Below are 23,402 nucleotides of genomic sequence, written 5' to 3'. Positions count from 1 at the left end.
GGCCGCGCGAGGTCCGTGGGGCGTGGCGCCTCAGGTGACGTGGGTGAGGGCGTCCCAGACGTTCTCCGCCTCGACGACGTCGAAACCGGGGGCGAAGGACGCGCCGCGCCCGGCCACCCGGACCAGGGAGTTGTCGCCGTTGCGTCTCTTGCCCACCTCCAGGGAGCCCGCCGGGACCAGTGCCCGGGTGAAGCCCAGCCGCGCGGCCTCCGACAGGCGCCGCCGCACGTCACGCACCGGGCGCAGCTCCCCTGCCAGGCCCACCTCGCCGAGCACCACCAGGCCGGCGGGGAGCGCCTTGTCACCGGCCGCGCTGGCGACCGCCAGCATCACGGACAGGTCGACCGCGGGATCGCTGAGCTTGATCCCGCCGACGGTCGCGGTGAAGACGTCGCATCCGCCCAGCTTGGCGTTGAGCCGCCGTTCCAGCACGGCCAGCACCATCGTCACCCGGTAGGTGTCGAGCCCCGAGGAGGAGCGGCGTGGCTGCTGGGCCTCGGTCCTGGCGACCAGTGCCTGGACCTCGGCCGGTAGCGGCCGGGTGCCCTCCAGGGTGACCGTGACGCACGTGCCGGGCACCGGGTCGGTGCGGTGCGAGACGAACAGGCCGCTGGCGTCGGTGATGCCCTCGATGCCGCTCTCGTGCAGGTCGAAGCAGCCGACCTCGTCGACCGGGCCGTACCGGTTTTTGATCGCGCGGACCAGGCGGAGCCGGGAGTGCCGATCGCCCTCGAAGTGGAGCACCACGTCGACGAGGTGCTCCAGCGTGCGGGGGCCGGCGATCGAGCCCTCCTTGGTGACGTGGCCGACCAGCACGGTGGCCATGCCACGCTCCTTGGCCAGCCGCACCAGGTTTCCCGCGACCTCCCTGACCTGGGTCACCCCACCGGGCACGCCGGTCGCCTGGGCCGAGCCGATCGTCTGCACCGAGTCGACGATGAGCAGGTCGGGCTGGACCTTCTCGACGTGCGAGACCAGCGCGCCCAGCTCGGTCTCCGCGGCCAGGTAGAGGCGGTCCTGGATCGCGCCGATCCGGTCGGCCCTGATCCGCACCTGGGCGGCCGACTCCTCGCCCGTGATGTAGAGGACGGTCTGCTGCCGGGCGATCTTGGCCGCCGCCTCCAGCAGGAGAGTGGACTTGCCGATGCCGGGCTCACCGGCCAGCAGCACGACGGCTCCGGGCACCAGACCGCCGCCGAGGACCCGGTCGAGTTCGGGCACCCCGGTGCCGCGCGCGTGCGCCACCTCGGCCTTGACCTGGCCGATCGGAACCGCCGGTGCCGACACCGCTCCGGCGGAGGCCACCCGCGCACCCGCGGGCGCCGTCTCCTCCTCGACCGTGCCCCAGGCCTGGCACTCGCCGCAGCGCCCCACCCACTTGGCCGTCTGCCACCCGCACTCGGCACAGCGGTAGCCACCAGCCTTCTTCGCCATGGCCGCACGTTACCCGTAGGACCCGACAACTTTCACCCGGCGGGGGCGCCGTACCGGATGAAAGCCATCGGGAGCGGCGTCAGATGTGGCCTTCGAGGTCGGCCAGCAGCAGGCGCTTGGGCTTGGCGCCCTTGATCTGCCGGACCACCTCGCCGTTCTTGTAGAGGTTGAGCGTCGGCAGGCCGAGGACGCCGTACCTCGCGGAGATCTCGGGGTGGTCGTCGGCGTTGAGCTTGGCGATCGTGAGGCGGTCGCCGTACTCGGCCTCGATCTCCGCCAGGACCGGCGCGATCATCTTGCACGGCGGGCACCACTCGGCCCAGAAGTCGACCAGGACCGGCTTGTCGCTCCGTAGCACCTGCTCGTCGAAGTTGTCACTGGTCAGTGTGATCATGGTTTTTCCGCTTTCCTCAGTACGCATCCTGGGCAGGCGATGGTCAGCTGCGCCGCCACCTCCGCCCTCCGGGTGAGAAGCGTGCGGATCTCGTCGTCGATCTCCGCCAGCTTGCGCTGGTAGACGGCCACGGACTCCGGGCACGATCCCCCCAGGGCATGCCCGGCCCGCAGGCAGGCCACGAACGGGCGGGCGTCCTCCAGGGTGAAGCCGACGGCGAGCAGCGACCGGATCTCGGAGACGAGCCGCAGATCGGTCTCCTCGTACTCCCGGTAGCCGCCTGCCGAGCGCCGGGCCGTGATCAGTCCCTGCTGCTCGTAGTAGCGCAGTGCCCGGGCACTGACACCCGCCCGCCGTGCCAGTTCGCCGATCCGCATCCGGCCCTCCTCACGACCCGACGATAAACCTTGACATCAACGTCAAGGTCAAGCCGGTGTCCCGGTGTTCCCCCTCCGCGTCCGACAGGCCGGCGGGCAACCACGGGACAGGCTCAGAACCGCCTCCAGCGCAGCAGGTTGGGGTAGGCGATCTCCAGGCCGGGGGTCTCGGCGATGGCGAGGTCGGCGACCGCGGGGGTGAACTCGATGCGGAGCACCGCCTCCAGATCGGCGCGGCGTTCGAAGCACATGCGCAGGTCGAGTTTCTCCACCTGCCAGCCCTGGCGGTTCCAGAAGCTCTCGACGGCCCTGGCCGAGTACGCGGGGATGGACTGGCTGAACCAGCGGCCGAAGGCGCCGCGGGTGGTGTCGATGTCGATCACGAAGGCCGCGCCGCCGCGCCGCATCACCCGGGAGAGTTCGGCCAGGCCGGGCTCGCAGCCGGGGCCGAAGAAGTAGGCCCAGCGGGCGACGGCCACGTCCACGGAGGCGTCGGGCATCGGGAGGGCCTGGGCGGTGGCGGCGTGGATCTCGACGTTCCGCAGGGCATGGCAGCGGCGCCTGGCCAGCCGTACGAGGTCCTCATGGGGTTCGACGCCGATCACGCGGGCGGCGGTGGCGGCCATGGCCGGCAGGTGATAGCCGGTGCCGCAGCCGATGTCGAGGACCGTCGCCCCGGTCCACGACCTGACGGCCGCCATCGCGGCCTCGGCACGCCCTTCGGGATCCACCGCCCGGTTCTCCAACTCGTAGGTCTGGGGGGTGTTCCAGATGTTGGGGCTGGGGATGGCACCCCTGGCGAACCTCGGCATGCCCTTACCGTAATGACTCCGCCGCCTCGGCGAGGAGAGCGGCTTCGCATCCCACCGGCAGAGGCGGGCCCTGACCGTTTCGAACGCCCGGGGTCTCCTCGCCGAACCCGATGATGTGATCTCGGTCGCGTCGGTGGTGGCGGACAGCACTGCTCGCCGGACCCGCTTAGGCTGGCAAAGGTGAGCGACATGAGCGAGCGGGCCGGTATGCCCAGCGGTGTTCGCCAGGGTGTGCTCCGAGCCGGAGACGAGGAAGCGGTATGAGCGTCCGTGTATCCAGCGTGAAGATCGCGCTGTCCACCGCGTCGGTGTATCCCGAACGCACCCCCGACGCCTTCGAGTTGGCAGCGCGTCTGGGATACGACGGTGTGGAGATCATGGTGGGCGCCGACCCCGTGAGCCAGGACATCGACGTCCTGGAGCGCCTGTCGGACCACTACCAGCTGCCGATCCTGGCCATTCACGCGCCGTGTCTGCTGGTGACGCAGCGGGTGTGGGGCAAGGACCCGTGGGCCAAGCTTCAGCGCGCGCAGCGCGCCGCCGAGCGGGTCGGTGCCAGGACCGTCGTGGTGCACCCGCCGTTCCGCTGGCAGCGCGACTACGCGCGCGACTTCGAGCTCGGCCTCGCCAGGATGCGTGAGGAGACCGACGTGGTCTTCGCGGTGGAGAACATGTTCCCGCTGCGGGCCAGGGGCAACGAGGTGGTCCCCTACTCGCCCGACTGGAATCCGGTCGACTACGACTTCCCGCAGGTCACGCTGGATCTGTCGCACACGGCGGTGTCCGGGTCCGACGCCATGGAGATGTTCACCAAGCTCGGCGACAGGCTGGCCCACCTGCACCTGGCCGATGGCGTGGGGGTGTCGAACAAGGACGAGCACCTGGTTCCCGGGCGGGGCGGCCAGCCGTGTGCGCCGATCCTGGAGCGGATGGCGGGCAGCGGCTACTCGGGGCTGGTCGTGCTGGAGATCAATACGCGCAAGGCCGTCAGCCGTACCGAGCGGATCGACGATCTCGCCGAGGCGCTGGCCTTCGCCCGGCTGCATCTCGCCGCGTCCACCAACGTATGAGCGAGCCCGTCGTGAGCACGTCGTCCGCGAACGGCTCCGCCCAGGACGGGGCCGGAGCGGTCAGAAGGCGCCCGGGGCGCAGGCCGGGGTCGGCTGACACCCGCGGGCAGATTCTCGCGGCGGCGCGTGAGACCTTCGCGGAAAAGGGGTTCGACAGGGCGACCATCCGGGGCATCGCCCGGCAGGCGGGGGTGGATCCGGCGCTGGTCCACCACTACTTCGCCGGCAAGGAGGGGATGTTCGTCGAGGCCATGGAGCTGCCGATCACCCCCGAGAGCGTCGTCTCGGCGATCCTGGCGGGGCCGCGCGAGGAGGTCGGCGAGCGGCTGGCCCGGTTCATCCTGACCGTCACCTCGGATGCCGGGGCCCGCCAGCCGCTGCTGGCGCTGGTCCGCACCGCGATGACCAACGACCAGATGGTCGTCATGATCCGCGAGTTCATGACGCAGGCGCTCCTGATCCGGGTCGCGGAGATACTGGGAGTCCCGCCGATCCGGATGGAGGCGGCCTTCGCACAGCTGTTCGGCGTGGTCCTGGTGCGCTACGTGCTCAAGCTGGAGCCGCTGGCCTCGCTGGACATCGAGGAGCTGGTCGAGCTGCTCGCCCCCACGATCCAGCGCTATCTCGACGTGCCTTCCTAGCCTCGGCGGCCATTTCGGCGGCATGTAGAGCATTGTTCTGTGAATGGCGTTGACCGTAAGGTGACCACGACCGCCGTCGGCCTCGCTTTGACGTTAAGTTACCGATCAGTACTATTTATGGAGACCCGTCGTCAGCGTGGATGACAGTCAGTCGTACGCTGTCAGCCAACGTCGTCTGTGGGAGGACCCGTGCTCTGGGTAGCGATTATCGGGCTGGTCATGACAATCGTGGCGCTCGCGCTTGCCGCGCGCCGCGTGTTGTTCCTGTACAAGCTTGCCACCATCGGGCCGGGCGCGCCCGAGCGCGTCGAATATGCGAAGAACAACCTCGGTGAGGAGCTCAAGGCTCAACTGGTCGAGGTTTTCGGGCAGCGGAAGCTGCTGAAGTGGACGGCGTCCGGCGTCGCGCACTTCTTTGTCATGTGGGCGTTCCTCATCCTGGCGACCGTCTACCTTGAGGCGTACGGCGCGCTGATCCAGGGGGCCGTCACCGGAACCCCCGACTTCCACATTCCCCTTGTCGGGACATGGCCGATCCTGGGTTTCCTGCAGGACTTCATCGCGGTCGCGGCCCTGCTGGGACTCATCGCCTTCGCGGTCATCAGGATCAAGAACGCTCCGAAGAAGCTGGGCCGCAAGTCCCGCTTCTCCGGGTCACATCTCGGCGGTGCCTGGCTCGTCCTCTTCATGATCTTCAATGTGATCTGGACGATGTTCCTCTTCCGCGGCGCCGCGGCCAACACCGGCAACCTGCCCTACGCCTCGGGGGCGTTCGCCTCCGACGCGACGGCCGCGCTGCTGCGGCCGCTGGGCGAGGCGGGCAACGAGATGCTGGAGCACGTCGGCCTGCTCCTGCACATCGGCGTCATGCTGGTGTTCCTGGTGATCGTGGTGAACTCCAAGCACCTGCACATCTTCACCGCGCCGGTGAACGTGGCCTTCTCCCGCCGCCCGGACGGCAACGGCGCGGCCCAGCCGATGCGGATCGACGGCAAGATCGTCGACTTCGAGGACGAGGACCTCGACGGTGACCGGCTCGGCCGGGGCAAGATCGAGGACACCACCTGGAAGGGCTTCCTCGACTTCTACACCTGTACCGAGTGTGGCCGCTGCCAGTCGCAGTGTCCGGCTTGGAACACCGACAAGCCGCTGTCGCCGAAGATGCTGATCCTGGACCAGCGCGACCACGCCTTCAAGGTGGCGCCGTACCTGATGGCCACCCAGGAGCAGCGCGCCGACCTGCACGAGGACGTGCTGGCCCTGCTGGAGAAGCCGCTGGTCGGCGAGGACGGCGTCATCCACCCCGACGTGCTGTGGTCCTGCACCAACTGTGGTGCCTGCGTCGAGCAGTGCCCGGTGGACATCGAGCACATCGACCACATCCTCGACATGCGCCGCTACCAGGTGATGGTGGAGTCCAACTTCCCCTCCGAGGCCGGCGTCATGGTCAAGAACCTGGAGAACAAGGGCAACCCGTGGGGGATGTCCGAGATGAAGCGGGCCGACTGGATCGAGGAGCTCGCCGGCCGCGAGGTCGACCCGATCGAGGTCCAGCTCGTCGATGACAAAATGGGCGAAGATGTCGAATATTTGTTCTGGGTCGGCTGCGCCGGGGCGCTGGAGGACCGGGCCAAGAAGACCACCAAGGCGGTCGCGGAGCTGCTGCACGTCGCGGGGGTGAAGTTCGCGGTGCTCGGCCCGATGGAGGCGTGCACCGGTGACCCGGCCCGCCGCCTGGGCATGGAGTTCCTCTTCGACATGCTGGCCAAGCAGAACATCGAGACGCTGAACGAGGCCGGGGTCAAGAAGATCGTCGCGACCTGCCCGCACTGCTTCAACACCCTCGCCAACGAGTATCCGCAGCTGGGCGGTACCTACGAGGTGGTGCACCACACCCAGCTGCTGGCCAAGCTGGTGGACGAGGGCAGGCTGATCCCGGTCACGCCGATCGAGGAGAAGATCACCTACCACGACCCGTGCTTCCTCGGGCGCCACAACAAGGTCTACTCCCAGCCCCGCGACATCATGGCCAAGGTCCCCGGTGTGCAGACCCAGGAGATGCACCGCCACAAGGACCGCGGCTTCTGCTGCGGCGCGGGCGGCGCGCGGATGTGGATGGAGGAGCGGCTCGGAAAGCGCATCAACACCGAGCGGGTGGACGAGGCGCTGACCACGGACCCGGACACCATCTCCACGGCCTGCCCGTTCTGCCTGGTCATGCTCGGTGACTCGATCAACGAGAAGAAGAACGCGGGCGAGGCCAGGGAGACGCTGGAAGTCGTCGACGTCTCCCAGCTGCTGATCAAGTCGATCAAGGGCCAGCCCGTCGAGGCGTCCTGACGCCCGATGACCAAACGTCAGGTGCGGCATTTTTTCGCATGCCGCATCTGACCTGCGGTCAAGTTCCCATGAAAAGGACGTAAGGTCCGAAAACCTTCCTTTCACATAACGGTCAAATCACGGTAACCTCAACGTCGCGTAGCTCATTCAACGGGGAGGGGGCTTGACGATGCCTGTCGTCGTCAGCGATGCCGAGGTTACCCTGGCCGATGTTCTCTCACTTCGGCTGGCCGTCGACGAACCGCTGGCCGACGGCACCGAACTGGTCCTGCGCAACCGGGCCACCGCGGTCGAGAGCCGGGTGCCGCTGGGGGCGCCGGGCGTCCAGACGCGCGAGGCGGCGCTGGCGGTCTCGCTCGCGCCGCTGGAACTGGGGCCCGGCCGCTGGGACACCTACCTGCAGCAGGGCACGTCGCGCACCCGGCTGCGCAGCGTCGACCCCGGGTTCTCCCTCGACCACCTGGACGCGTACGCGCTGAGCCGCCGCACGCTGGCCTACCGCGCCTACCGGACCCGTAACGGCTTCCTGGCCCTGAAGATCGACGACGCCCGGCCGGCGGCCGAGGTCCGCTCCGTCTGGTTCAGGGAGGGGCGCTTCGAGGTCACCGGGCTGCTGGCCTTCACCGGCCTCGACGACGACGAGGCCCGGCACGAGGCGCGACTCGCCCTGCGCCGCAGCCGGCCCGACGCCGAGCTGACCTCTGTTGCAACGGTCCAGGGCGTGCGCTTCCACGCCGCGCTCTCACTCTGCGACGTGCTCGCCGCGGCTCCCGACCAGACCGGTACCTGGGAACCCTCACTGCGGGTGCGTGGCGTGGACACACCGCTCCGGCTGGGCTCCCGGCTGGACGACGTCGACGGCAAGCGCCGCCGCCTGCACTATCCCGCCGCCCAGATCGACGGGGTGCCGATCCGTCCCTGCTACACGGCGGACGACGAGCTCAGGATCGAGGTCGGCGGGTGAGGATCTGCCTGCTCGTCCCATCCGTCTACGGCATGCGTGGTGATACCCGCTCGGTGGTCAACCTCGCGGGAGAGCTGGCAGAACGTCACGACGTCGAGATCATCAGCGTCCGCCGCCAGCGGGAGAGGCCGTTCTTCCCCGTGGCGTCCGGTGTGAAGCTGTCCTGGGTGGTCGACGCCCAGCCGGGGGTGCGGCACCTGCTCCCGCGCGGCCAGATGCGCACCGAGGTCGCCCTCTGGCGGCGGTTGCGTGGCCTGAAGGCCGACGTGCTCATCAGCACCCGCCCCGGCCTGAGCGTCCAGGCGGCCAGGCACGCGCCGCGTGACGTCGTGCGGGTCGCCCGCGAGTGGGGCCGCCCGCCGGTGCCGGGGCCGATCAGGAAGTTCTACCCGCGCCTGGACGCGGTCGCCGTCGCCACCGAGTCGAGCAGGCAGGAGTGGGAGCGTCTGCTGGACGGGAACGTCACGGTCGGCACGATCCCGGACGCGCTGCCCGCCGGGCCGTGGCCACGCTCGCGGATGGACAACCGCATCGTCGCCGCGGGCGGGCGCCTGGTGCCGGCGAAGGCCCACGACCGGTTGATCCGCGCGTTCGCCGCCGTCGCGGGCAAGCGCCCCGACTGGCGGCTGCGCCTGTACGGCGGGGGTCCCGAGGAGAAGCGCCTGCGGGCCCTCGTCGGCGCCCTCGACCTGCACAACCACGTCTACTTCATGGGTACCACCTCCGACCTGACCGGCGAGTTCGCCAAGGCCTCGATCGTGGCGACCACCTCCAGGACGGAGGTGCTCGGGATGACCGTGATCGAGGCGATGGCCAGCGGGGTGCCGGTGATCGCGTTCGACAGCCCGCGGGGAGCGGGCGAGTTCGTGGCCGACGGGCGGAGCGGGGTCCTGGTCGCCGAGGGGGAGGGTGAGATCGAGGCGTACGCGTCCGCGCTGCTCGCGCTCATCGGCGACGAGCGGCGGCGGCGGGAGCTCGCGGCGGGGGCACTGGAGGCCGCGGCGGTTTACGGCGCGGGCGCGGTGGCGGACCGCTGGGAGAAACTGATCGCGGCTACATCCCGCTGCGCCTGACGCGGGTACCGTTGGGGCATGCATGGGTACAGCGATGACAAGCAGGCTTATCTGACCCGGTTACGGCGGATCGAGGGGCAGATCAGAGGTCTGCAACGGATGGTCGAAGAGGATGCCTACTGCATCGACGTGCTGACCCAGGTGTCCGCCGCCACGCGGGCGCTCCAGGCGGTGGCGCTCGGTCTGCTTGAGGATCACATCGGTCACTGTGTCGCCGACGCCATCAACACCGGAGGCCCGGAGGCGCAGGAGAAGGTCAAGGAGGCGTCGGCCGCGATTGCCCGTCTCGTCCGTTCGTGACTAGTCACATGACTATTTTTTCCGACCACGTCCCGGACCCCGTTACAGGGTCCGGGACCGGGTCTTGAAAACGGTTCTTCCGGTGGCTTCAGCAGACCGCCGAAGCACTCAACCCGAGCGCGTTGTCGAGCTCCACCAAGGTGAGGGGCCGTTCGCTGATGGCGACGGCGGACAGCACCTCGGCATAGAGCGCGATCTCGTCCAACGCGACACGGTCGTGGACTCTAGAGTCCAGGTCGTCGTGCCCCACCGCGTCGTCCTTCCTTCCGCAGCCCACACCCACTTCGAGGTTACGGCGGGCGGTCATCGGTGCCCATGGCCCATCGGGACCATTCCTCGCCCCGCCCGGCACGTCCTCAAGGAGGATCATTTCCCGATTACGAGATCACAATTCAGCTAATTGTCTGATGCGTATGGGCCTAGAAGGATATAGGGAGAGTAAGGATGAAATAACTCCATTTGTGGTTTAAGCATACCGGCGTGTGTCAGAAGTGACGCGGATAGGTTCCCGATACTCCTGGGACGGGGTCGTCCCGCTCGTGTGTCAGCCGGTGCACGACAGCCGAGGCCGTCGCGAAACCGCGCTCGGGTACCTCGGTCCCGGTGAGACGGCACCACGCGAGCCCGGTGGCGTAGGCGGCGCCGAGCAGGGCCGCGGCCGAGGCCCGGTCCGGCGGGTGGAGCGCGGAGGGCAGCTCGCCCGAGCGCGGCCAGCAGCCCCGCAGCGGGTGCGCGGCGTCGGTGAGCACCACGTGGAGGATGTGCCGTAGCTCGGGATCCAGCCACGGGTAGAGCCCGTCGGCCACCCTCGGCGCGAAGGCCGCCAGGTCGGCGGCGAGCAGCGAGGCGGCCACCGCCCGTGGATCGGCACCCATCGGGACGAGGAAGCCCAGTGCCTGGACCAGGTCGTAGACCATGTGCTGGAAGTGGTCGCCGGGTGAGGAGTCGGGCAGCGTCATGTGGGCCGGGCAGCGCGAGAGCCACGCGTGACGCACCACCTCGTCGCCCTGGTGGGCGATGACGGGATCCTGGCAGGCCCGGCGGAGCAGCGGTTCGATCATGGCCAGCAGGGCGTCGGCGCGCGGCCCGAATCTCGGGTCGCCGCGTACCACGGCGGCGGTGTCGGCCATCAGCGCGACCAACCGCAGGCCCGCCTCGGGGTGCCCCGCCCTGACCCGCTCGCCGTACAGCGCGACCAGCTCGCCCAGCGAGGTGGGCGGCAGCCAGCGGACCCACTCGTCGCCGGGCAGCGGGCGGGCGAGGAACTCCCCGAACATCGACAGCAGCACCTCGTTGCCGTCGAAGGCGGGGGCGTAGGCGCACCACATGAGCGTGCCCCAGATCGCGGCGACCGGGCTGGCCACCTCCCCGGCGAAGAGCCGGCTGAACGGCCCGGTGAGCGGGAAGTCCGCCCTGCGCCTGCCCCGCTGGGCGATGACCAGCTCGCGGACCCGCTCGGTGATCTCGTAGGGCACGTCGGGGCCGACGAACCCCTGGACCGACCCGCGGTCGACGGCGAAGTCGGGGCCGGTCGGGATCAGCTGCGGCAGCACCATCGAGGTGACCTGGATGACCTGCGCCGCGGCGCGGAAACCCCGGTCGGCGGGAGGCGCGGTCAGGTACCAGCGGCCGTCGGCGGGATCCTGGCGGTACCACCGGGCGTGGGCACCGAACAGCCAGCGCCCGCCGTCCGGGGTGGCCAGCGTGCGCTGGGCGATGGCCTGGGCCCGCGCGAGCGGCGGGAGACCCGTCCACCGGTGGTCGGCGACCATGGTCCGCACGTCGCGCTCGATGGCGTCGAACCCATCCCACTGCCACACGCCGGTCATCGGCATTCCGGGGCGAGGGCCCCTGGCCTTCGCCACGGGCGGGATGCCCCTGCCTCCCTTCGGTCAAGGTGGTGTCCGGCACCGCGATCGCCAAGCGGGCCTCGCACGATCGTAAGGCTCCCCCGGCCGCTCCGGCGGGTGGGCGTCCAGGCCGGCGGGCGTGCCGTTCAGACCGGTGGCAGAACGGTCGCGGCCCGATGGCGGGCGGCCCTGGCGACGTAGCCGGCCGAGGTACGGGCGAAGGAGTCGCGGTCGTCGTCCGTGAGCTCTCGGACGATCTTCCCGGGGACGCCCGCGACGAGCACCCCGGCCGGGATCCGCTTCCCCGGTGCCACCAGGGCGCCGGCCGCGATCAGCGACCCCGCGCCGATCCTGGCGCCGCCCAGCACGATCGCGCCGATGCCGATGAGCGCGCCGGTCTCCACATGGGCCCCGTGCACCATGGCCTTGTGCCCGAGGCTCACCCGGGGCTCCAGCACGGCCGGTTCGCCCGGGTCGGAGTGCAGGCAGCACAGGTCCTGGATGTTGCACTCCTCGGCGACCTCGATGTCCTCGTCGTCCCCGCGGAGGACCGAGCCGTACCAGACGTTCGCGGCGCGGCCCAGCCGAACTCTTCCGACGACCACCGCTCCCGGGGCGATGTAGGCGTCCGGATGAATCCGCGGAATCGCGTCGCCGTCGAGGGCGGCGATGTAGGGCATGGCGTTCATGGAGACGATGGTAGAGGGGGGCGTTCTGTCCGGTATTTCGGCAAGCAGGTGGCGTGTTCAGGTTGCGGACTTGGGCAGTAAGCAGGAAAGTCGTCTCCTGACGTCACCTTTCCCGCCACACAACCTCCACGGGCAGTGCCATGACAAACCAGCACGAGAGCTTTCCCGACCTGATGCATGAGGACTCGTTCGAGGTCGTCATGCGCGGTTACAGCCGCCGACAGGTTCACGACTACATGGACCGTCACCGCCACCAGATCCGCGACCTGGAGGAGCGGCTCGCGCGCGCGATCGGCCAGGCCGAGCAGGGCCGGATCGAGCTGTCCGAGGCACGCAGGAGGCTCTCGGACGCCCCGCAGGACTACGACGAGCTCGGCGAGCGGCTCAGCCAGATACTGAAACTGGGCGAGGAGGAGGCCACCTCCAAGAGGCAGGTCGCGGAGGCGGAGGCACTCAAGCTCCGCGACGACGCGGCCGCCGAGTCCGAGCGGCTGATCACCTCCGCGCAGGACCGGGCGGAGAGCATCCTGAACGCCGCGCAGCAGGAGGCCGAGCGCCGGGTGGCCGAGGCCACCGCCACCGCCGAGCAGCGGCTCGCCCACGCCGGAAACGAGGCGGAGGAGACGGTCAACGCGGCCCGTGCCGAGTCCGAGGAGACCCTGCGCAGCGCCCGTGCCGAGGCCGACCGGATGGTCACCTCGGCGAGGAGGGAGGCGGAGCAGACCGTCGAGCACGCCCGTGCCGAGGCCGAGTCCACGCTGAACGCGGCCCACTCGGAGGCACAGGCGACGGTCGTCGCCGCCAACACCGAGGCGCACTCCACGCTGTCGGCGGCCCAGCAGCGGGCCAACGCGCTGGACGAGACCACCGGCCGCCGGGTCGTCTACCTCACCGACACCCACCACGAGGTCATGCGCCGCCTGCACGAGATGGGTGCCGTCCTGGGCGACCTGCTGCACCGGGAGAGCAGTGCGGGTCCCCTGGTCGACGAGGACGCGGTGCTGCCCCCGGCCCGCGTTCAACCCGCGCTGACGGCTCCTGTCCCCGCCGAGGCCACCGACGACGTCTCCGAGGTCTCGGGGGTCTCGGGGATTTCCGGGGTCTCCGGCATTTCTGGAGTCTCGGGGATTTCCGGGGTCTCCGGCATTTCTGGAGTCTCCGGGATCTCCGGGGTCTCGGGGATCTCCGGGGTCTCCGGGATCTCCGGGATCTCCGACGAGACGCCGGGGGCCGCGTCCGGCGGCACCGAGGTGCCGGCGGGGTACGCGGAGCACACCGGATCCGAGGGTGCGCGAGGCGCCGAGCCCGACGACGCCGCGCCCGACCTGGAGTCCGTACGGGTGATCGTGGAAGACGACACCCCCCGCGAGGACGCCGGTGACCGTTCTGCCGGGGAGCTTGAGGTGTACGACGACACCGACGTCGACCTCACTCCGGCCACGGGAAAGAACGGGGGGAGGTACGCCGCTCCCCACACATGAGATCCCCTTCGCCCCGAAGCGCGTGAACGGGTATCGGCGCGGGTGACCGTGGATCTCAGCGGCGCCGCGGAGATCATGAGCAGGTTCTGGAGATCGGCGCGGGTGACCGTGGGGTTCCGCGGTGCGGCCGGAGCCCGGAGCCGTCCGGAGGTCAAGCGGAAGCCCCCGCCCCCGATAGGGTCGGGGGCTTCCGCGATTGGGGGCCCGGCGCCGGGACCGCATCGGATCCGCTCATCCCGGCACCGGGCGGTCTTCAAGTGTCCGTTTCCGGCTCCGCCTCGCCGGAACGTTCCCGCTGGGTGCGTAGTTGCTCACGCAGGTCCTCCGAGTCGTCCGCGTCGATGGTCATCGCGCAGCCGACATCACGCTGGGCGGAGGTCAGCGGGTGGTGGCGGGTTGCCCACCACCTGCCCGCGTCGCTCCGCCAGATCGTCCAGTCGGGAAACTCCCGGGCGATTTCCGCTAGATGCCGGTCGAAAGACATCCGTGCACCTTCCCCGCGCCCAGGCCCGTCTTTGCGACGTTCCACCTCTGACGGTGAGGCACTTCTCTAGAGAAATCAATGATCGTGAAGGACAGGTCAACCTATCGGTTGACGGATGGCCTTGAACTATGAGTCGAAGTCGTACTGAAGTACGTAAGAGGCGGCGTCCAGCACCATCTCGTTGACCTCGACGGCGACGCCGTCGGCGGTGCGGGCGACCCGGGCGATCACGATGACCGGGGTACCGGCGGGCAGGTCGAGCTGGACGGTCTCGTGGGGATGGGGCATGCGAGCGCGGATCTCCTCGGTGAAGTGCGCCGGGGCGTGGCCGAGCTCGCCGAGGCGCGCGTAGACGCCCCCCGGTCCGGTGTCCTCCCTTGTGATCGCGGTCCCCTCCACCAGTTCGGCGGGGAAGTGGGAGACCGACAGTTGCACCGGCCGCCCGTTCACCGAGTAGCGCCGCCTGCGGACCCACACCTCGGGGCTGTCCAGCACCCGTGCCACGGGGTCCTCGGCCCGCTCCCGGTCGATGTCCACCTCGTCCACGCTGTAGGGGCGGCCCTCGGTGTCGGAGTCCCAGATGGCCGCGCCGCGCCCCCATCTGTCACGAGAGAGCCGCCGGGAGCCGTGTCGCCTGATCGGGCGGAACTGCCTGACATACACCCCCGAGCCGCGTTTGGGGATGGCCAGTCCTTCGTTGATTAACACGGAAAGGGCCTGTCTGGCGGTGGCGCGGGCTATGCCGTGCCGTGCCATCAGGGCGTTCTCGCCCGGAAGCCGATCCCCGTCTCGGAGATCGCCGGACAGGATCGCTTCGCGAAGCCCGTCGGCGATGCGCCGATAGATCGGGGGCTCGGGAGGTACCGGGGACTGCTGCACGTTCGATCACCCTCTGTCACCAACCGGGTTTGGCGTCTCCAGAGAACTTGCCCCGTCTTGTCCACGATCGCACAGATACAGGGGTTGGTAACCTGTTTCTTTTGGGAGCTATCGTGCCCGTGTGGCGAGCTTAAGGAGTTTCTCCGGCCCGTTACCGTGGAACGATCCCAGCCGCTATTCGGTCGGCCCACCACCGGCGCGTCACGGTCGCGGCCAGCACGGCACCCGCTGTGTTGACGATCACGTCGTCGACGGAGCTCACCCGCCCCAGGCGCAGGACGTACTGGAGGATCTCCACGGTGAGTGAGGCGCCCGCCGCCACGGCCGTGATCCGGGCGAGCGAGGCGAGGCGGGGCGAGCGCACCGGGAGCATGGCGCCGAGCGCGGCGAAGACCAGCAGGTTCCCGCCGACCTGTACGAACGCCGCCTGCGCCGGCCCGTGGAGGGTCGCCCACAGGTCCACGAGGGGGAGAGGACTGACGTCGGAGTCGCCCGCCCGAGGAGTGAGGATCATCCAGATCCAGGGGGCGGTCCCGGTCACCGCGACCACGTCGGCCAGGGCGGTGCGGACGGGGCAGGGGTGACCCTTACGGGCGCGGTGACGGGCCAGCACCTGGATGGCGACCACGGCCGCCGGGACCGCGATGAAAGTCGCTATAACGATATTTCCCCATAGCTGCCATGCCTGGTGCATGAGGCAATGATGCCGGTGCGCGAAGCCCGGCCGGCGGTGCTGTGAGGTTACGAGAAGGTGGCCCTCCGGCAAGGGGCGTTCGGGGGCGTCGGACCCGAGCGGATCGGCACGGCGCGGGAGTCGGCGCATCAGGCCCGGCGTGGGCCGGGGAATTCCGGGAACCGGAACCCCGGGCCGAGCGGTGACCGGGGGCGAGGCGGGCGGTCGCGGCCGGCCCGGGATCAGATGGTTCTGGTCAGGGCGCGGGAGATGCCCAGGGCGGCGGCCTTGACGGCAGGGGCCAGCCGGGTGGGCTGGAAGCGGGCCAGCGGGACCGAGATGGACAGCGCGGCCACGGCCACCCCGTCGCCGAACACCGGGGCCGCGATGCAGGCGCCGCCCAGCTGGGCCTCCTCCCGCTCGTAGGCCAGCCCCGCGGCCTGGATCTGGCCGAGCGCCTCCTCCAGGCGCCGGGGGTCGACTATCGAGTGCGGGGTCAGCCGGCGGAGCGGTCGGCCGAGAACCTCGTCGATCAGGTCGGGTCCCGAGTAGGCCAGCAGGGCCTTGCCGATCCCGGTGCAGGTCAGCGGGAGGCGCCCGCCGACGCGCGAGGGCAGCGCGAAGGCCGTCTGGCCACGGATCTTCTCGACGTAGACGACGTCGAGGCCGTCGCGCACGCCCAGGTGGACGGTCTCGTGGGTGGCCTCGTAGAGGTCGTGCATGAAGGGCAGTGCCGCGTGTCTCAGGTCGCGCTCTCCGGGCACGATGCTGCCGAGCTCGAAGAGGCGGCGGCCGAGATAGTAGCCGTCGGGGTGGCGGGTGACCGCGCCGATCGAGGTCAGCTCGGTGAGCAGCCGGAAGGCCGTGGTCTTGGGCAGATGGCAGCGCTCGGCGACGTCGATCAGGCGCAACGGCCCGCCCGTGGGGCGGAACGCGTCAAGCACGAGCCAGGATTTCTCCAGCACGGACAACCGATCGGGGTTCCGTTTCACGGAACTCATTCTTGCTTATGAACCACCTGGGCCCTATACCCGTATGGAGTGACCCAGCGAAGTACATCCCCGAGGAGAAGTCTTGTCTGACCAGGTGAACCACTTCATCGGTGGGGTGCCGGTCGCCGAGGGCGCGACGTTCGCCACGTACGACCCGGTGACCGGGCTTGTGGTGCGTGAGGTCCGCGAGGCGGACCGGGCCGTCGTCGACAGAGCGGTGGCCGCCGCCCGCTCGGCCCTGCCCGGGTGGGCGGCGCTGCCGGTGGCCGAGCGGGCCGCCTGGATGCGCCGCCTCGCCGACGCGATCGAGGAGCGGTTCGAGGATCTGGTGGCCGCGGAGATCGCCGACACCGGCAAGTCGGTCACCCAGACCCGGACCCTGGACATCCCGCGCGGCGCCGCCAACTTCAGGTCGTTCGCCGAGATCGCGGCCCAGCACCCGGAGAACGCGTTCCACCTGACGGACGTGCTGAGCTACACGGTGCGCAAGCCCCTCGGGGTGGTCGCGGTGATCGTGCCGTGGAACCTGCCCTTCCTGCTGGCGACCTGGAAGCTCGGTCCCGCGCTCGTCGCGGGCAACACGGTGGTGGTCAAGCCCTCGGAGCACACCCCGGGCTCGGTCGCGGTGCTCGCGGAGATCGCCGCCTCGATCGGCCTTCCCGCCGGCGTCCTCAACGTCGTGCACGGCTTCGGCGGCGGCTCCACCGGCCAGTTCCTGGTGGAGCACCCGGGCGTGGACGCGGTCACCTTCACCGGTGAGAGCCGCACCGGTTCGACGATCATGAAAGCGGTGGCGGACCGGGTCAAGCCCGTCTCGTTCGAGTTGGGCGGCAAGAACGCGGGGCTGGTCTTCGCCGACGCGGACCTCGACGCGGCGGTCGAGGGGAGCGTGCGGTCGGTCTTCACCAACGGCGGCCAGGTCTGCCTGTGCACCGAGCGGCTGTACGTGGAACGGCCCGTCTTCGAGGAGTTCACCGCGCGGCTGGCCAGGCGCGCGGGGGAGTTGCGGTTCGGCCGCCCCGCCGACCAGGACACCACGATGATGCCGATGATCTCCGCCGAGCACCGGGACAAGGTGCTCTCCTACTACGAGCTGGCCAAGAGCGAGGGCGCCGAGATCCGGGCCGGTGGTGGCGTGCCGAGTTTCGGCGACGACCGCGACGGCGGCTACTACGTCGAGCCGACGGTGCTGACCGGCCTGCCGCACGACTCCAGGGTGAACCGGGAGGAGATCTTCGGCCCGGTCTGCCACATCGCCCCGTTCGACACCGAGACCGAGGCGGTCGGACTGGCCAACGACAGCGAGTACGGCCTGGCGGCGACGGTCTGGACCGCCAACCTGAGCAGGGCCCACCGGGTGGCGCAGTCGTTGGAGGCCGGGCTGGTCTGGGTCAACACCTGGTACCTGCGCGACCTGCGAACCCCCTTCGGAGGGGTGAAGCTGTCCGGCATCGGACGCGAGGGCGGCACGCGCTCGCTGGACTTCTACTCCGAACCCACCACTATCACCATCAGGCTGGAGCCGGGAAATGACTGAGTGGAGCGAGGCCGTCGACGCGCACCGGGATGCGGCCGACCGGTTGCTGGAGGCGGCGCGGAGCGGCAAGCCGTGCGCCCCGGTGCGTGAGATGTTGCCCGGCCGGAGCGCCGAGACCGGCTACGCGGTACAGGAGATCAACACCAGGCGGGCGCTGGCGGAGGGGCGGCGGCTGGTCGGCAGGAAGATCGGACTGACCTCCCCCGCGGTCCAGCGCCAGCTCGGCGTGGACCGGCCGGACTTCGGGATGCTCTTCGCCGACATGGCCTACCTCGACGGCCTGCCCGTCCCGACCGACCGCTTCCTGCAGCCCAAGGCCGAGGCGGAGGTGGCACTGGTCCTCGGCGCCGACCTGGAGGGCGGCCCCTTCACGGTCGCCGACGTGATCCGGGCGGTCGACTTCGTGCTGCCCGCGATCGAGATCGTGGACAGCCGTGTCGCGGAATGGGACATCACGCTCGTCGACACGGTCGCCGACAACGCCTCCAGCGGCGCGTTCGTCCTCGGTAACACCCCGGTCGAGCTGCGCGGCCTGGACCTGCGCCTGGCCGGGATGACCATGAGCAGGAACGGCCTGGAGGTCTCCACCGGCGCGGGCGCGGCCTGCCTCGGACACCCGCTCAACGCCGCGGTCTGGCTGGCCGACGCGCTGGGCCGCACGGACTTCCCGCTGCGCGCCGGGGACGTCGTGCTCACCGGCGCGCTCGGCCCGATGGTCGGCGTCGAGTCCGGCGATGTCTTCGAAGCACACATCGAGGGCCTCGGCTCGGTCAGGGCGGTGTTCTCATGAAGATAGCGATCATCGGTTCGGGGAACATCGGCACCGACCTGATGTTCAAGGCGCTGCTGTCGAAGAAGGTCGAGGTCTTCGCGATGGCGGGCATCGACCCCGACTCCGACGGCCTGGCCCGTGCCCGCCGTCGCGGGGTCGCCACCACCCACGAGGGCGTCGAGGGCCTGGTCGCGCTGCCCGGGTTCGCCGACGTGGACGTCGTCCTCGACGCGACCTCGGCCGGCGCGCACCGGCACAACGACAAGGTGCTGCGGGCGCACGGCAAGCGGGTCATCGACCTGACCCCCGCCGCCCTCGGCCCCTACGTGGTGCCCCCGGTCAACCTGGAGGCGCACCTCACCGAGCCGAACCTCAACATGGTCACCTGCGGCGGGCAGGCCACGATCCCGATCGTCGCGGCGGTCGCCTCGCAGGTGCCCGTCCGGTACGCGGAGATCGTCGCCTCGATCGCCTCCCGGTCGGCGGGACCCGGTACCCGGGCCAACATCGACGAGTTCACCGAGACGACCGCCCGGGCGATCGAGCAGGTCGGCGGGGCGGCCAAGGGCAAGGCGATCATCGTCCTCAACCCGGCGGAGCCGCCGCTGATCATGCGTGACACGGTCTACTGCCTGGTGGACGAGTGTGACGAGCCGGCGGTGGTGGAGGCGGTGCGGGCCATGGTGGAGCGGGTCCGCGACTACGTGCCCGGCTACCGGCTCAAGCAGGACGTGCAGTTCGAGAAGATCCCGGCCGGGGAGCCGCTCCCCGACGGCACCCGCGACGGCGGCGTCAAGGTGACCGTCTTCCTGGAGGTGGAGGGCGCCGCCCACTACCTGCCCGCCTACGCGGGCAACCTCGACATCATGACCTCCGCCGCGCTGCGCACGGCCGAACGTCTGGCCGAGACGGACCGTACGGAGGTGAACGCGTGAAACTGTACGTTCAGGACGTGACGCTGCGGGACGGCATGCACGCCATCCGGCACCGCTACACCGTCGCCCAGGCCGCCGAGATCGCCGCGGCCCTCGACGCCGCCGGGGTGGCGGCGATCGAGATCGCGCACGGCGACGGCCTCTCCGGGGGCAGCTTCAACTACGGCGTGGGCGCGCACACCGACGACGAGTGGATCGAGGCGGTCGCCGGGGCGGTGAGCCGGGCGAGGCTGACCACCCTGCTGCTGCCCGGCATCGGCACCATCGACGACCTCAAGCGCGCGCACGCGCTCGGCGTCACCTCGGTCAGGATCGCCACCCACTGCACCGAGGCCGACATCTCCGCCCAGCACATCGCCACCGCGCGCGAGCTCGGCATGGACGTGGCCGGATTCCTGATGATGTCGCACATGGCGGAGACCGAGGAGCTGGCCAGGCAGGCCAAGCTCATGGAGTCCTATGGCGCGCACTGCGTCTACGTGACCGACTCCGGCGGCCGGTTGACCATGGACGGGGTCAGGGAGCGGATCCGGGCCTACCGCTCGGTGCTCGACGAGGGCACCGAGATCGGCATCCACGCCCACCACAACCTGGGGTTGGGCGTGGCCAACTCGGTGGTCGCGGTGGAGAACGGCACCTACCGGGTGGACGCCTCCCTCGCCGGGATGGGCGCGGGCGCGGGCAACTGCCCGATCGAGGTGTTCGTCGCGGTGGCCGACCTGATGGGCTGGGACCACGGCTGTGACCTGAACGCCCTGATGGACGCGGCGGACAACCTGGTCAGGCCGCTGCAGGACCGGCCGGTCCGGGTGGATCGGGAGACGTTGACGCTTGGCTACGCCGGTGTCTACTCCAGCTTCCTGCGGCACGCCGAGGCGGCCTCGGCGCGGTACGGGGTCGACACCCGGACCATCCTGACCGAGGTGGGCCGCCGCCGGATGGTGGGCGGCCAGGAGGACATGATCGTGGACATCGCGCTGGACCTCGCACGTTCGGGAGAGCAGTCATGACCGACATCCACAAGCTCGCCGCTGTCCTGGACGAGGCCATCCGTACCGGTCGCGCGGTGCCCAGGCCCGAGCAGGACTACGGCGTGGCCGACGCCTACCGGGTGCAGGAGGAGCTGATCCGGCTCCGTCTTTCGCGGGGGGACCGGCTGGCCGGGGTGAAGCTGGGCTTCACCAGCGAGGGCAAGCGCCGCCAGATGGGCGTGCACGACATCATCTTCGGCCGGGTGCCGGAGTCGTCGGTCATCGGTGACGGCTCGCACGCGGATCTGTCCGGCTACATCCACCCGAGGGTGGAGCCGGAGGTCGTCTACCTCATCGGGCGGCGCATCGCGTCGCCGGCCGACGCGTTCGCACCGGACGCCGTCGCGGCCGTCGCCCCCGGTATCGAGGTCATCGACTCGCGCTACGAGGACTTCAGGTTCTCGCTGCCCGACGTGATCGCCGACAACACCTCGGCCGCCGGGTACGCCGTCGGCCAGTGGCAGCCCTACGACCCGTCCCGGTGGAACCTGGGCGTCGTGCTGGAGATCGACGGGCGCGTGGTCCAGGTCGGGTCGACCGGCGCCATCCTGGGCGACCCGCGCCGGGCCCTCGCCGAGGCCGCACGCCTGGCCGGACAGATCGGAATGGTCCTGGAGCCGGGGTGGATCCTGCTCGCCGGTGCCGCCACCCCCGCCGAGCCGCTCGCGCCCGGCGCGCGGGTGCGGGCCGAGATCCAGCACCTGGGGTCGGTGTCGTTCACCGCGTCCACGCCCGAGGAGAGAGCATGAGCGACGGGCTCGTCGTCACCGGGAAGGCCACTCCCCGGGGAAGGTTTCCGCACGTCAAGCGGGCGGGTGACTTCCTGTACGTGTCGGGGACCTCCTCGCGCAGGCCGGACAACACGATCGTCGGCGCCGAGGCCGACGAGTTCGGCACGGTCACGCTCGACATCGCCGAGCAGACCCGGGCGGTGATAGAGAACATCGGAGACATCCTCCGGGCGGCCGGAGCCGAGCTGCGCGATCTCGTGCAGGTCACCACCTATCTGGTGAACATCAATGACTTCGGCGGGTACAACGCGGTCTACGCGGAGTACTTCGACGAGACCGGCCCGACCCGCACTACAGTGGCCGTTCACCAGTTGCCGCACCCGCATCTGCTCATCGAAATTCAGGCCGTGGCCTACCGACCGGAGGGGCGCCCGTGATCCCACCCATCGACTTCACCACATGGATCGACGAGAACGCCCACCTGCTCAAGCCGCCGGTGGGCAACAAGATGGTCTTCGAGGGCTCCAGTGACTTCATCGTCATGGTCGTCGGCGGGCCGAACGCGCGGACCGATTTCCACATCGACCCGTACGAGGAGCTCTTCTACCAGATCCGCGGCAACATGCACGTCAACATCATGACCCCCGACGGTCCGCAGACCGTGCACGTGCGCGAGGGGCAGATGTGGCTGCTCCCGCCGAACACGCCGCACTCGCCGCAGCGCCCCGAGGAGGGGTCCGTCGGCCTGGTGGTGGAGCGGATCAGGCCGGAGGGCGTGCTGGAGAGGTTCCTCTGGTACTGCCCGGAGTGCAGCGCCGTGGTCCACGAGGTGGAGCTTCAGGTCCGCGACATCGTGACCGACCTGCCGCCGATCTTCCAGGCGTTCTACGACGACGAGAAGGCACGCACCTGCGGGAACTGCGGCGCCGTCCACCCCGGCAAGGGATAGCCGTTGATCATCGATGTGCACACCCACCACGTCCCCAGGGGCTGGCCGGACCTCGGCTGGCCGGGGGCGCCACGGCTCCGGGTCGACTCCGAGCGGGAGGCCGTGATCCTGCTCGGGGACCGGGAGTTCCGCCGGATCGCCGACGACTGCTGGAACCCCTCGGTCCGCCTGGAGCGGATGGACGCCGACGGGGTGGACGTCCAGGTCGTCTCGCCGACGCCGGTCTTCTTCTGCTACGAGCGCCCGGCGGCGGAGGCGGTACGGGTCGCGAAGATCTTCAACGACCTGGCGCTGGAGATCTGCGCCTCCGAACGGCTGGTGCCGTTCTGCCAGGTGCCGCTCCAGGACCCCGACCTGGCCTGTGCCGAGTTGGACCGGTGCATGGCCGCCGGGCACGCGGGCGTCGAGATCGGCAACCACGTCGGCGACCGTGACCTCGACGACGAGGGAGTCGTCCAGTTCCTCCAGCACTGCGCCGCCGTGGGCGCGCCCGTCTTCGTGCACCCCTGGGACATGGCGGGTGGGCCCCGGCTGGAGCGCTGGATGGCGCAGTGGCTGGTCGGCATGCCCGCGGAGACGCACCTGTCGGTGCTCGCCCTGATCCTGGGCGGGGTCCTCGATCGGGTACCGGACACGCTGCGCCTCTGCTTCGCGCACGGTGGCGGCTCGTTCGCCTTCTGGCTCGGCCGGTTCGAGAACGCCTGGCACCGCCGGGGTGACCTCGTCGGGGTCTCCGAGTTCCCGCCGTCGCACTACCTCGACCGGTTCAGTGTGGACTCGGTGGTCTTCGACGAGCGGGCGTTGCGGCTGCTGGTCGACACGATGGGAGAGGACCGGGTCATGCTCGGCTCCGACTTCCCCTACCCGCTGGGCGAGTCGCCGGTGGGCTCGCTGATCCGAGGGGCGGGGTTCCTCTCCGAGGACGCCCGCGCCAAGCTGCTCGGCGGCAACGCCACCCGCTTCCTGGGCCGCTGAACCGGCGGCGAGCAGGGGA

26 protein-coding genes are annotated in these 23,402 nt (G+C 70.1%); 15 read left to right on the top strand and 11 right to left on the bottom strand.

The features are described 5' to 3' along the window. Nucleotides 1-30: 30 nt before the first annotated feature. The 4 genes from radA to ACQP0P_RS46225 form a co-directional block, all read right to left on the bottom strand. Nucleotides 31-1,434 (bottom strand): DNA repair protein RadA, encoded by a 1,404-nt coding sequence (gene radA, locus ACQP0P_RS46240; protein WP_350925638.1) that lies wholly within the window; start codon nt 1,432-1,434, stop codon nt 31-33. Between the two features lie 79 nt (nt 1,435-1,513). Beyond that, nucleotides 1,514-1,828 (bottom strand): thioredoxin, encoded by a 315-nt coding sequence (trxA, locus tag ACQP0P_RS46235; protein ID WP_433369143.1) that lies wholly within the window; start codon nt 1,826-1,828, stop codon nt 1,514-1,516. Then, on the bottom strand, nt 1,825-2,205 hold the full coding sequence (locus tag ACQP0P_RS46230; RefSeq protein ID WP_433369141.1) for a MerR family transcriptional regulator: 381 nt from the start codon (nt 2,203-2,205) through the stop codon (nt 1,825-1,827). The genes trxA and ACQP0P_RS46230 overlap by 4 nt, the downstream gene beginning before the upstream one ends. A 113-nt stretch (nt 2,206-2,318) precedes the next feature. Continuing rightward, nucleotides 2,319-3,017: a class I SAM-dependent methyltransferase gene (locus ACQP0P_RS46225; RefSeq protein WP_350925644.1), complete on the bottom strand. Its 699-nt coding sequence runs from the start codon at nt 3,015-3,017 to the stop codon at nt 2,319-2,321. Nucleotides 3,018-3,277: 260 nt separating this feature from the next. On the opposite strand from ACQP0P_RS46225, the gene ACQP0P_RS46220 reads away from it, so the two are divergent. From ACQP0P_RS46220 to ACQP0P_RS46195, 6 genes are all read left to right on the top strand, one after another. After that, on the top strand, nt 3,278-4,087 hold the full coding sequence (locus ACQP0P_RS46220; protein WP_433369137.1) for a sugar phosphate isomerase/epimerase family protein: 810 nt from the start codon (nt 3,278-3,280) through the stop codon (nt 4,085-4,087). Then, nucleotides 4,084-4,728, top strand: coding sequence for a TetR family transcriptional regulator (locus ACQP0P_RS46215; RefSeq protein WP_433369134.1), 645 nt, complete (start codon nt 4,084-4,086; stop codon nt 4,726-4,728). Before ACQP0P_RS46220 ends, ACQP0P_RS46215 begins: the two co-directional genes overlap by 4 nt. 219 nt (nt 4,729-4,947) lie before the next feature. Next, a complete protein-coding gene (locus tag ACQP0P_RS46210; protein WP_433369131.1) occupies nt 4,948-7,068 on the top strand; it encodes a heterodisulfide reductase-related iron-sulfur binding cluster in 2,121 nt (706 codons plus the stop codon). Nucleotides 7,069-7,237: 169 nt separating this feature from the next. Next, nucleotides 7,238-8,032 (top strand): hypothetical protein, encoded by a 795-nt coding sequence (locus ACQP0P_RS46205; RefSeq protein ID WP_433382436.1) that lies wholly within the window; start codon nt 7,238-7,240, stop codon nt 8,030-8,032. Beyond that, the gene (locus ACQP0P_RS46200; protein ID WP_433369129.1) at nt 8,029-9,105 is read left to right on the top strand and encodes a glycosyltransferase; all 1,077 of its coding nucleotides are present in this window, start codon (nt 8,029-8,031) and stop codon (nt 9,103-9,105) included. Before ACQP0P_RS46205 ends, ACQP0P_RS46200 begins: the two co-directional genes overlap by 4 nt. 18 nt (nt 9,106-9,123) lie before the next feature. Further along, nucleotides 9,124-9,405: a metal-sensitive transcriptional regulator gene (locus ACQP0P_RS46195; RefSeq protein WP_433369126.1), complete on the top strand. Its 282-nt coding sequence runs from the start codon at nt 9,124-9,126 to the stop codon at nt 9,403-9,405. 88 nt (nt 9,406-9,493) lie between these two features. On the opposite strand, the gene ACQP0P_RS46190 is transcribed toward ACQP0P_RS46195, so the two are convergent. From ACQP0P_RS46190 to ACQP0P_RS46180, 3 genes are all read right to left on the bottom strand, one after another. Then, on the bottom strand, nt 9,494-9,775 hold the full coding sequence (locus ACQP0P_RS46190; RefSeq protein ID WP_350925654.1) for a hypothetical protein: 282 nt from the start codon (nt 9,773-9,775) through the stop codon (nt 9,494-9,496). Nucleotides 9,776-9,890: 115 nt separating this feature from the next. Beyond that, complete coding sequence (locus ACQP0P_RS46185; RefSeq protein ID WP_433369123.1) at nt 9,891-11,234, bottom strand: hypothetical protein; 1,344 nt, start codon at nt 11,232-11,234, stop codon at nt 9,891-9,893. Nucleotides 11,235-11,401: 167 nt separating this feature from the next. Next, on the bottom strand, nt 11,402-11,944 hold the full coding sequence (locus ACQP0P_RS46180; protein ID WP_343962268.1) for a gamma carbonic anhydrase family protein: 543 nt from the start codon (nt 11,942-11,944) through the stop codon (nt 11,402-11,404). A 140-nt stretch (nt 11,945-12,084) separates the two neighbouring features. On the opposite strand from ACQP0P_RS46180, the gene ACQP0P_RS46175 reads away from it, so the two are divergent. Next, on the top strand, nt 12,085-13,425 hold the full coding sequence (locus tag ACQP0P_RS46175; protein ID WP_433369119.1) for a hypothetical protein: 1,341 nt from the start codon (nt 12,085-12,087) through the stop codon (nt 13,423-13,425). 253 nt (nt 13,426-13,678) lie between these two features. On the opposite strand, the gene ACQP0P_RS46170 is transcribed toward ACQP0P_RS46175, so the two are convergent. From ACQP0P_RS46170 to ACQP0P_RS46155, 4 genes are all read right to left on the bottom strand, one after another. Further along, nucleotides 13,679-13,909 (bottom strand): hypothetical protein, encoded by a 231-nt coding sequence (locus ACQP0P_RS46170; protein ID WP_433369117.1) that lies wholly within the window; start codon nt 13,907-13,909, stop codon nt 13,679-13,681. A 126-nt stretch (nt 13,910-14,035) separates the two neighbouring features. Further along, nucleotides 14,036-14,788, bottom strand: a complete 753-nt coding sequence (locus ACQP0P_RS46165) for a GntR family transcriptional regulator (RefSeq protein WP_433369115.1) — start codon at nt 14,786-14,788, stop codon at nt 14,036-14,038. A gap of 151 nt (nt 14,789-14,939) precedes the next feature. Beyond that, the gene (locus ACQP0P_RS46160) at nt 14,940-15,482 is read right to left on the bottom strand and encodes a VanZ family protein (protein ID WP_433369112.1); all 543 of its coding nucleotides are present in this window, start codon (nt 15,480-15,482) and stop codon (nt 14,940-14,942) included. A gap of 221 nt (nt 15,483-15,703) precedes the next feature. Next, complete coding sequence (locus tag ACQP0P_RS46155) at nt 15,704-16,462, bottom strand: IclR family transcriptional regulator (protein WP_433369109.1); 759 nt, start codon at nt 16,460-16,462, stop codon at nt 15,704-15,706. 73 nt (nt 16,463-16,535) lie between these two features. On the opposite strand from ACQP0P_RS46155, the gene ACQP0P_RS46150 reads away from it, so the two are divergent. From ACQP0P_RS46150 to ACQP0P_RS46115, 8 genes are read left to right on the top strand one after another with little or no spacing between them, the layout of a single operon-like run. Beyond that, entirely contained in the window at nt 16,536-17,990 is a 1,455-nt protein-coding gene (locus ACQP0P_RS46150; RefSeq protein WP_433369106.1) for a 2-hydroxymuconic semialdehyde dehydrogenase, read from the top strand. Continuing rightward, on the top strand, nt 17,983-18,780 hold the full coding sequence (gene mhpD, locus ACQP0P_RS46145) for a 2-keto-4-pentenoate hydratase (RefSeq protein ID WP_433369104.1): 798 nt from the start codon (nt 17,983-17,985) through the stop codon (nt 18,778-18,780). Before ACQP0P_RS46150 ends, mhpD begins: the two co-directional genes overlap by 8 nt. Continuing rightward, complete coding sequence (locus tag ACQP0P_RS46140) at nt 18,777-19,697, top strand: acetaldehyde dehydrogenase (acetylating) (RefSeq protein ID WP_433369101.1); 921 nt, start codon at nt 18,777-18,779, stop codon at nt 19,695-19,697. The genes mhpD and ACQP0P_RS46140 overlap by 4 nt, the downstream gene beginning before the upstream one ends. Beyond that, on the top strand, nt 19,694-20,707 hold the full coding sequence (dmpG, locus tag ACQP0P_RS46135; protein WP_433369098.1) for a 4-hydroxy-2-oxovalerate aldolase: 1,014 nt from the start codon (nt 19,694-19,696) through the stop codon (nt 20,705-20,707). The genes ACQP0P_RS46140 and dmpG overlap by 4 nt, the downstream gene beginning before the upstream one ends. Continuing rightward, the gene (locus tag ACQP0P_RS46130) at nt 20,704-21,477 is read left to right on the top strand and encodes a 2-keto-4-pentenoate hydratase (RefSeq protein ID WP_433369095.1); all 774 of its coding nucleotides are present in this window, start codon (nt 20,704-20,706) and stop codon (nt 21,475-21,477) included. Before dmpG ends, ACQP0P_RS46130 begins: the two co-directional genes overlap by 4 nt. Continuing rightward, a complete protein-coding gene (locus ACQP0P_RS46125; RefSeq protein WP_433369093.1) occupies nt 21,474-21,896 on the top strand; it encodes a RidA family protein in 423 nt (140 codons plus the stop codon). Before ACQP0P_RS46130 ends, ACQP0P_RS46125 begins: the two co-directional genes overlap by 4 nt. After that, the gene (locus ACQP0P_RS46120; protein ID WP_433369090.1) at nt 21,893-22,408 is read left to right on the top strand and encodes a 3-hydroxyanthranilate 3,4-dioxygenase; all 516 of its coding nucleotides are present in this window, start codon (nt 21,893-21,895) and stop codon (nt 22,406-22,408) included. Before ACQP0P_RS46125 ends, ACQP0P_RS46120 begins: the two co-directional genes overlap by 4 nt. A 3-nt stretch (nt 22,409-22,411) precedes the next feature. After that, nucleotides 22,412-23,383, top strand: a complete 972-nt coding sequence (locus ACQP0P_RS46115) for an amidohydrolase family protein (RefSeq protein ID WP_355617211.1) — start codon at nt 22,412-22,414, stop codon at nt 23,381-23,383. The last annotated feature ends 19 nt before the right edge of the window (nt 23,384-23,402 follow it).

Source organism: Streptosporangium sp. CA-115845, assembly GCF_050943795.1.
Classification (GTDB): Bacteria; Actinomycetota; Actinomycetes; order Streptosporangiales; family Streptosporangiaceae; genus Streptosporangium.
Note: the sequence above shows the minus strand (reverse complement) of the source record. Positions and strands in the feature narration are given on the sequence as shown.

What these genes read in the sequence shown, in the direction of transcription:
- ACQP0P_RS46205 (WP_433382436.1), top strand. Translation starts at nt 7,238, where the DNA reads ATGCCTGTCGTCGTCAGCGATGCCGAGGTTACCCTGGCCGATGTTCTC.
- ACQP0P_RS46155 (WP_433369109.1), bottom strand. Translation starts at nt 16,462, where the DNA reads ATGAGTTCCGTGAAACGGAACCCCGATCGGTTGTCCGTGCTGGAGAAA.
- ACQP0P_RS46215 (WP_433369134.1), top strand. Translation starts at nt 4,084, where the DNA reads ATGAGCGAGCCCGTCGTGAGCACGTCGTCCGCGAACGGCTCCGCCCAG.
- ACQP0P_RS46225 (WP_350925644.1), bottom strand. Translation starts at nt 3,017, where the DNA reads ATGCCGAGGTTCGCCAGGGGTGCCATCCCCAGCCCCAACATCTGGAAC.
- ACQP0P_RS46160 (WP_433369112.1), bottom strand. Translation starts at nt 15,482, where the DNA reads ATGCACCAGGCATGGCAGCTATGGGGAAATATCGTTATAGCGACTTTC.
- ACQP0P_RS46195 (WP_433369126.1), top strand. Translation starts at nt 9,124, where the DNA reads ATGCATGGGTACAGCGATGACAAGCAGGCTTATCTGACCCGGTTACGG.
- ACQP0P_RS46130 (WP_433369095.1), top strand. Translation starts at nt 20,704, where the DNA reads ATGACCGACATCCACAAGCTCGCCGCTGTCCTGGACGAGGCCATCCGT.
- ACQP0P_RS46190 (WP_350925654.1), bottom strand. Translation starts at nt 9,775, where the DNA reads ATGATCCTCCTTGAGGACGTGCCGGGCGGGGCGAGGAATGGTCCCGAT.
- ACQP0P_RS46170 (WP_433369117.1), bottom strand. Translation starts at nt 13,909, where the DNA reads ATGTCTTTCGACCGGCATCTAGCGGAAATCGCCCGGGAGTTTCCCGAC.
- ACQP0P_RS46230 (WP_433369141.1), bottom strand. Translation starts at nt 2,205, where the DNA reads ATGCGGATCGGCGAACTGGCACGGCGGGCGGGTGTCAGTGCCCGGGCA.
- trxA (WP_433369143.1), bottom strand. Translation starts at nt 1,828, where the DNA reads ATGATCACACTGACCAGTGACAACTTCGACGAGCAGGTGCTACGGAGC.
- ACQP0P_RS46210 (WP_433369131.1), top strand. Translation starts at nt 4,948, where the DNA reads ATGACAATCGTGGCGCTCGCGCTTGCCGCGCGCCGCGTGTTGTTCCTG.
- ACQP0P_RS46175 (WP_433369119.1), top strand. Translation starts at nt 12,085, where the DNA reads ATGACAAACCAGCACGAGAGCTTTCCCGACCTGATGCATGAGGACTCG.
- ACQP0P_RS46140 (WP_433369101.1), top strand. Translation starts at nt 18,777, where the DNA reads ATGAAGATAGCGATCATCGGTTCGGGGAACATCGGCACCGACCTGATG.
- mhpD (WP_433369104.1), top strand. Translation starts at nt 17,983, where the DNA reads ATGACTGAGTGGAGCGAGGCCGTCGACGCGCACCGGGATGCGGCCGAC.
- ACQP0P_RS46185 (WP_433369123.1), bottom strand. Translation starts at nt 11,234, where the DNA reads ATGACCGGCGTGTGGCAGTGGGATGGGTTCGACGCCATCGAGCGCGAC.
- ACQP0P_RS46180 (WP_343962268.1), bottom strand. Translation starts at nt 11,944, where the DNA reads ATGAACGCCATGCCCTACATCGCCGCCCTCGACGGCGACGCGATTCCG.
- ACQP0P_RS46220 (WP_433369137.1), top strand. Translation starts at nt 3,278, where the DNA reads ATGAGCGTCCGTGTATCCAGCGTGAAGATCGCGCTGTCCACCGCGTCG.
- ACQP0P_RS46125 (WP_433369093.1), top strand. Translation starts at nt 21,474, where the DNA reads ATGAGCGACGGGCTCGTCGTCACCGGGAAGGCCACTCCCCGGGGAAGG.
- radA (WP_350925638.1), bottom strand. Translation starts at nt 1,434, where the DNA reads ATGGCGAAGAAGGCTGGTGGCTACCGCTGTGCCGAGTGCGGGTGGCAG.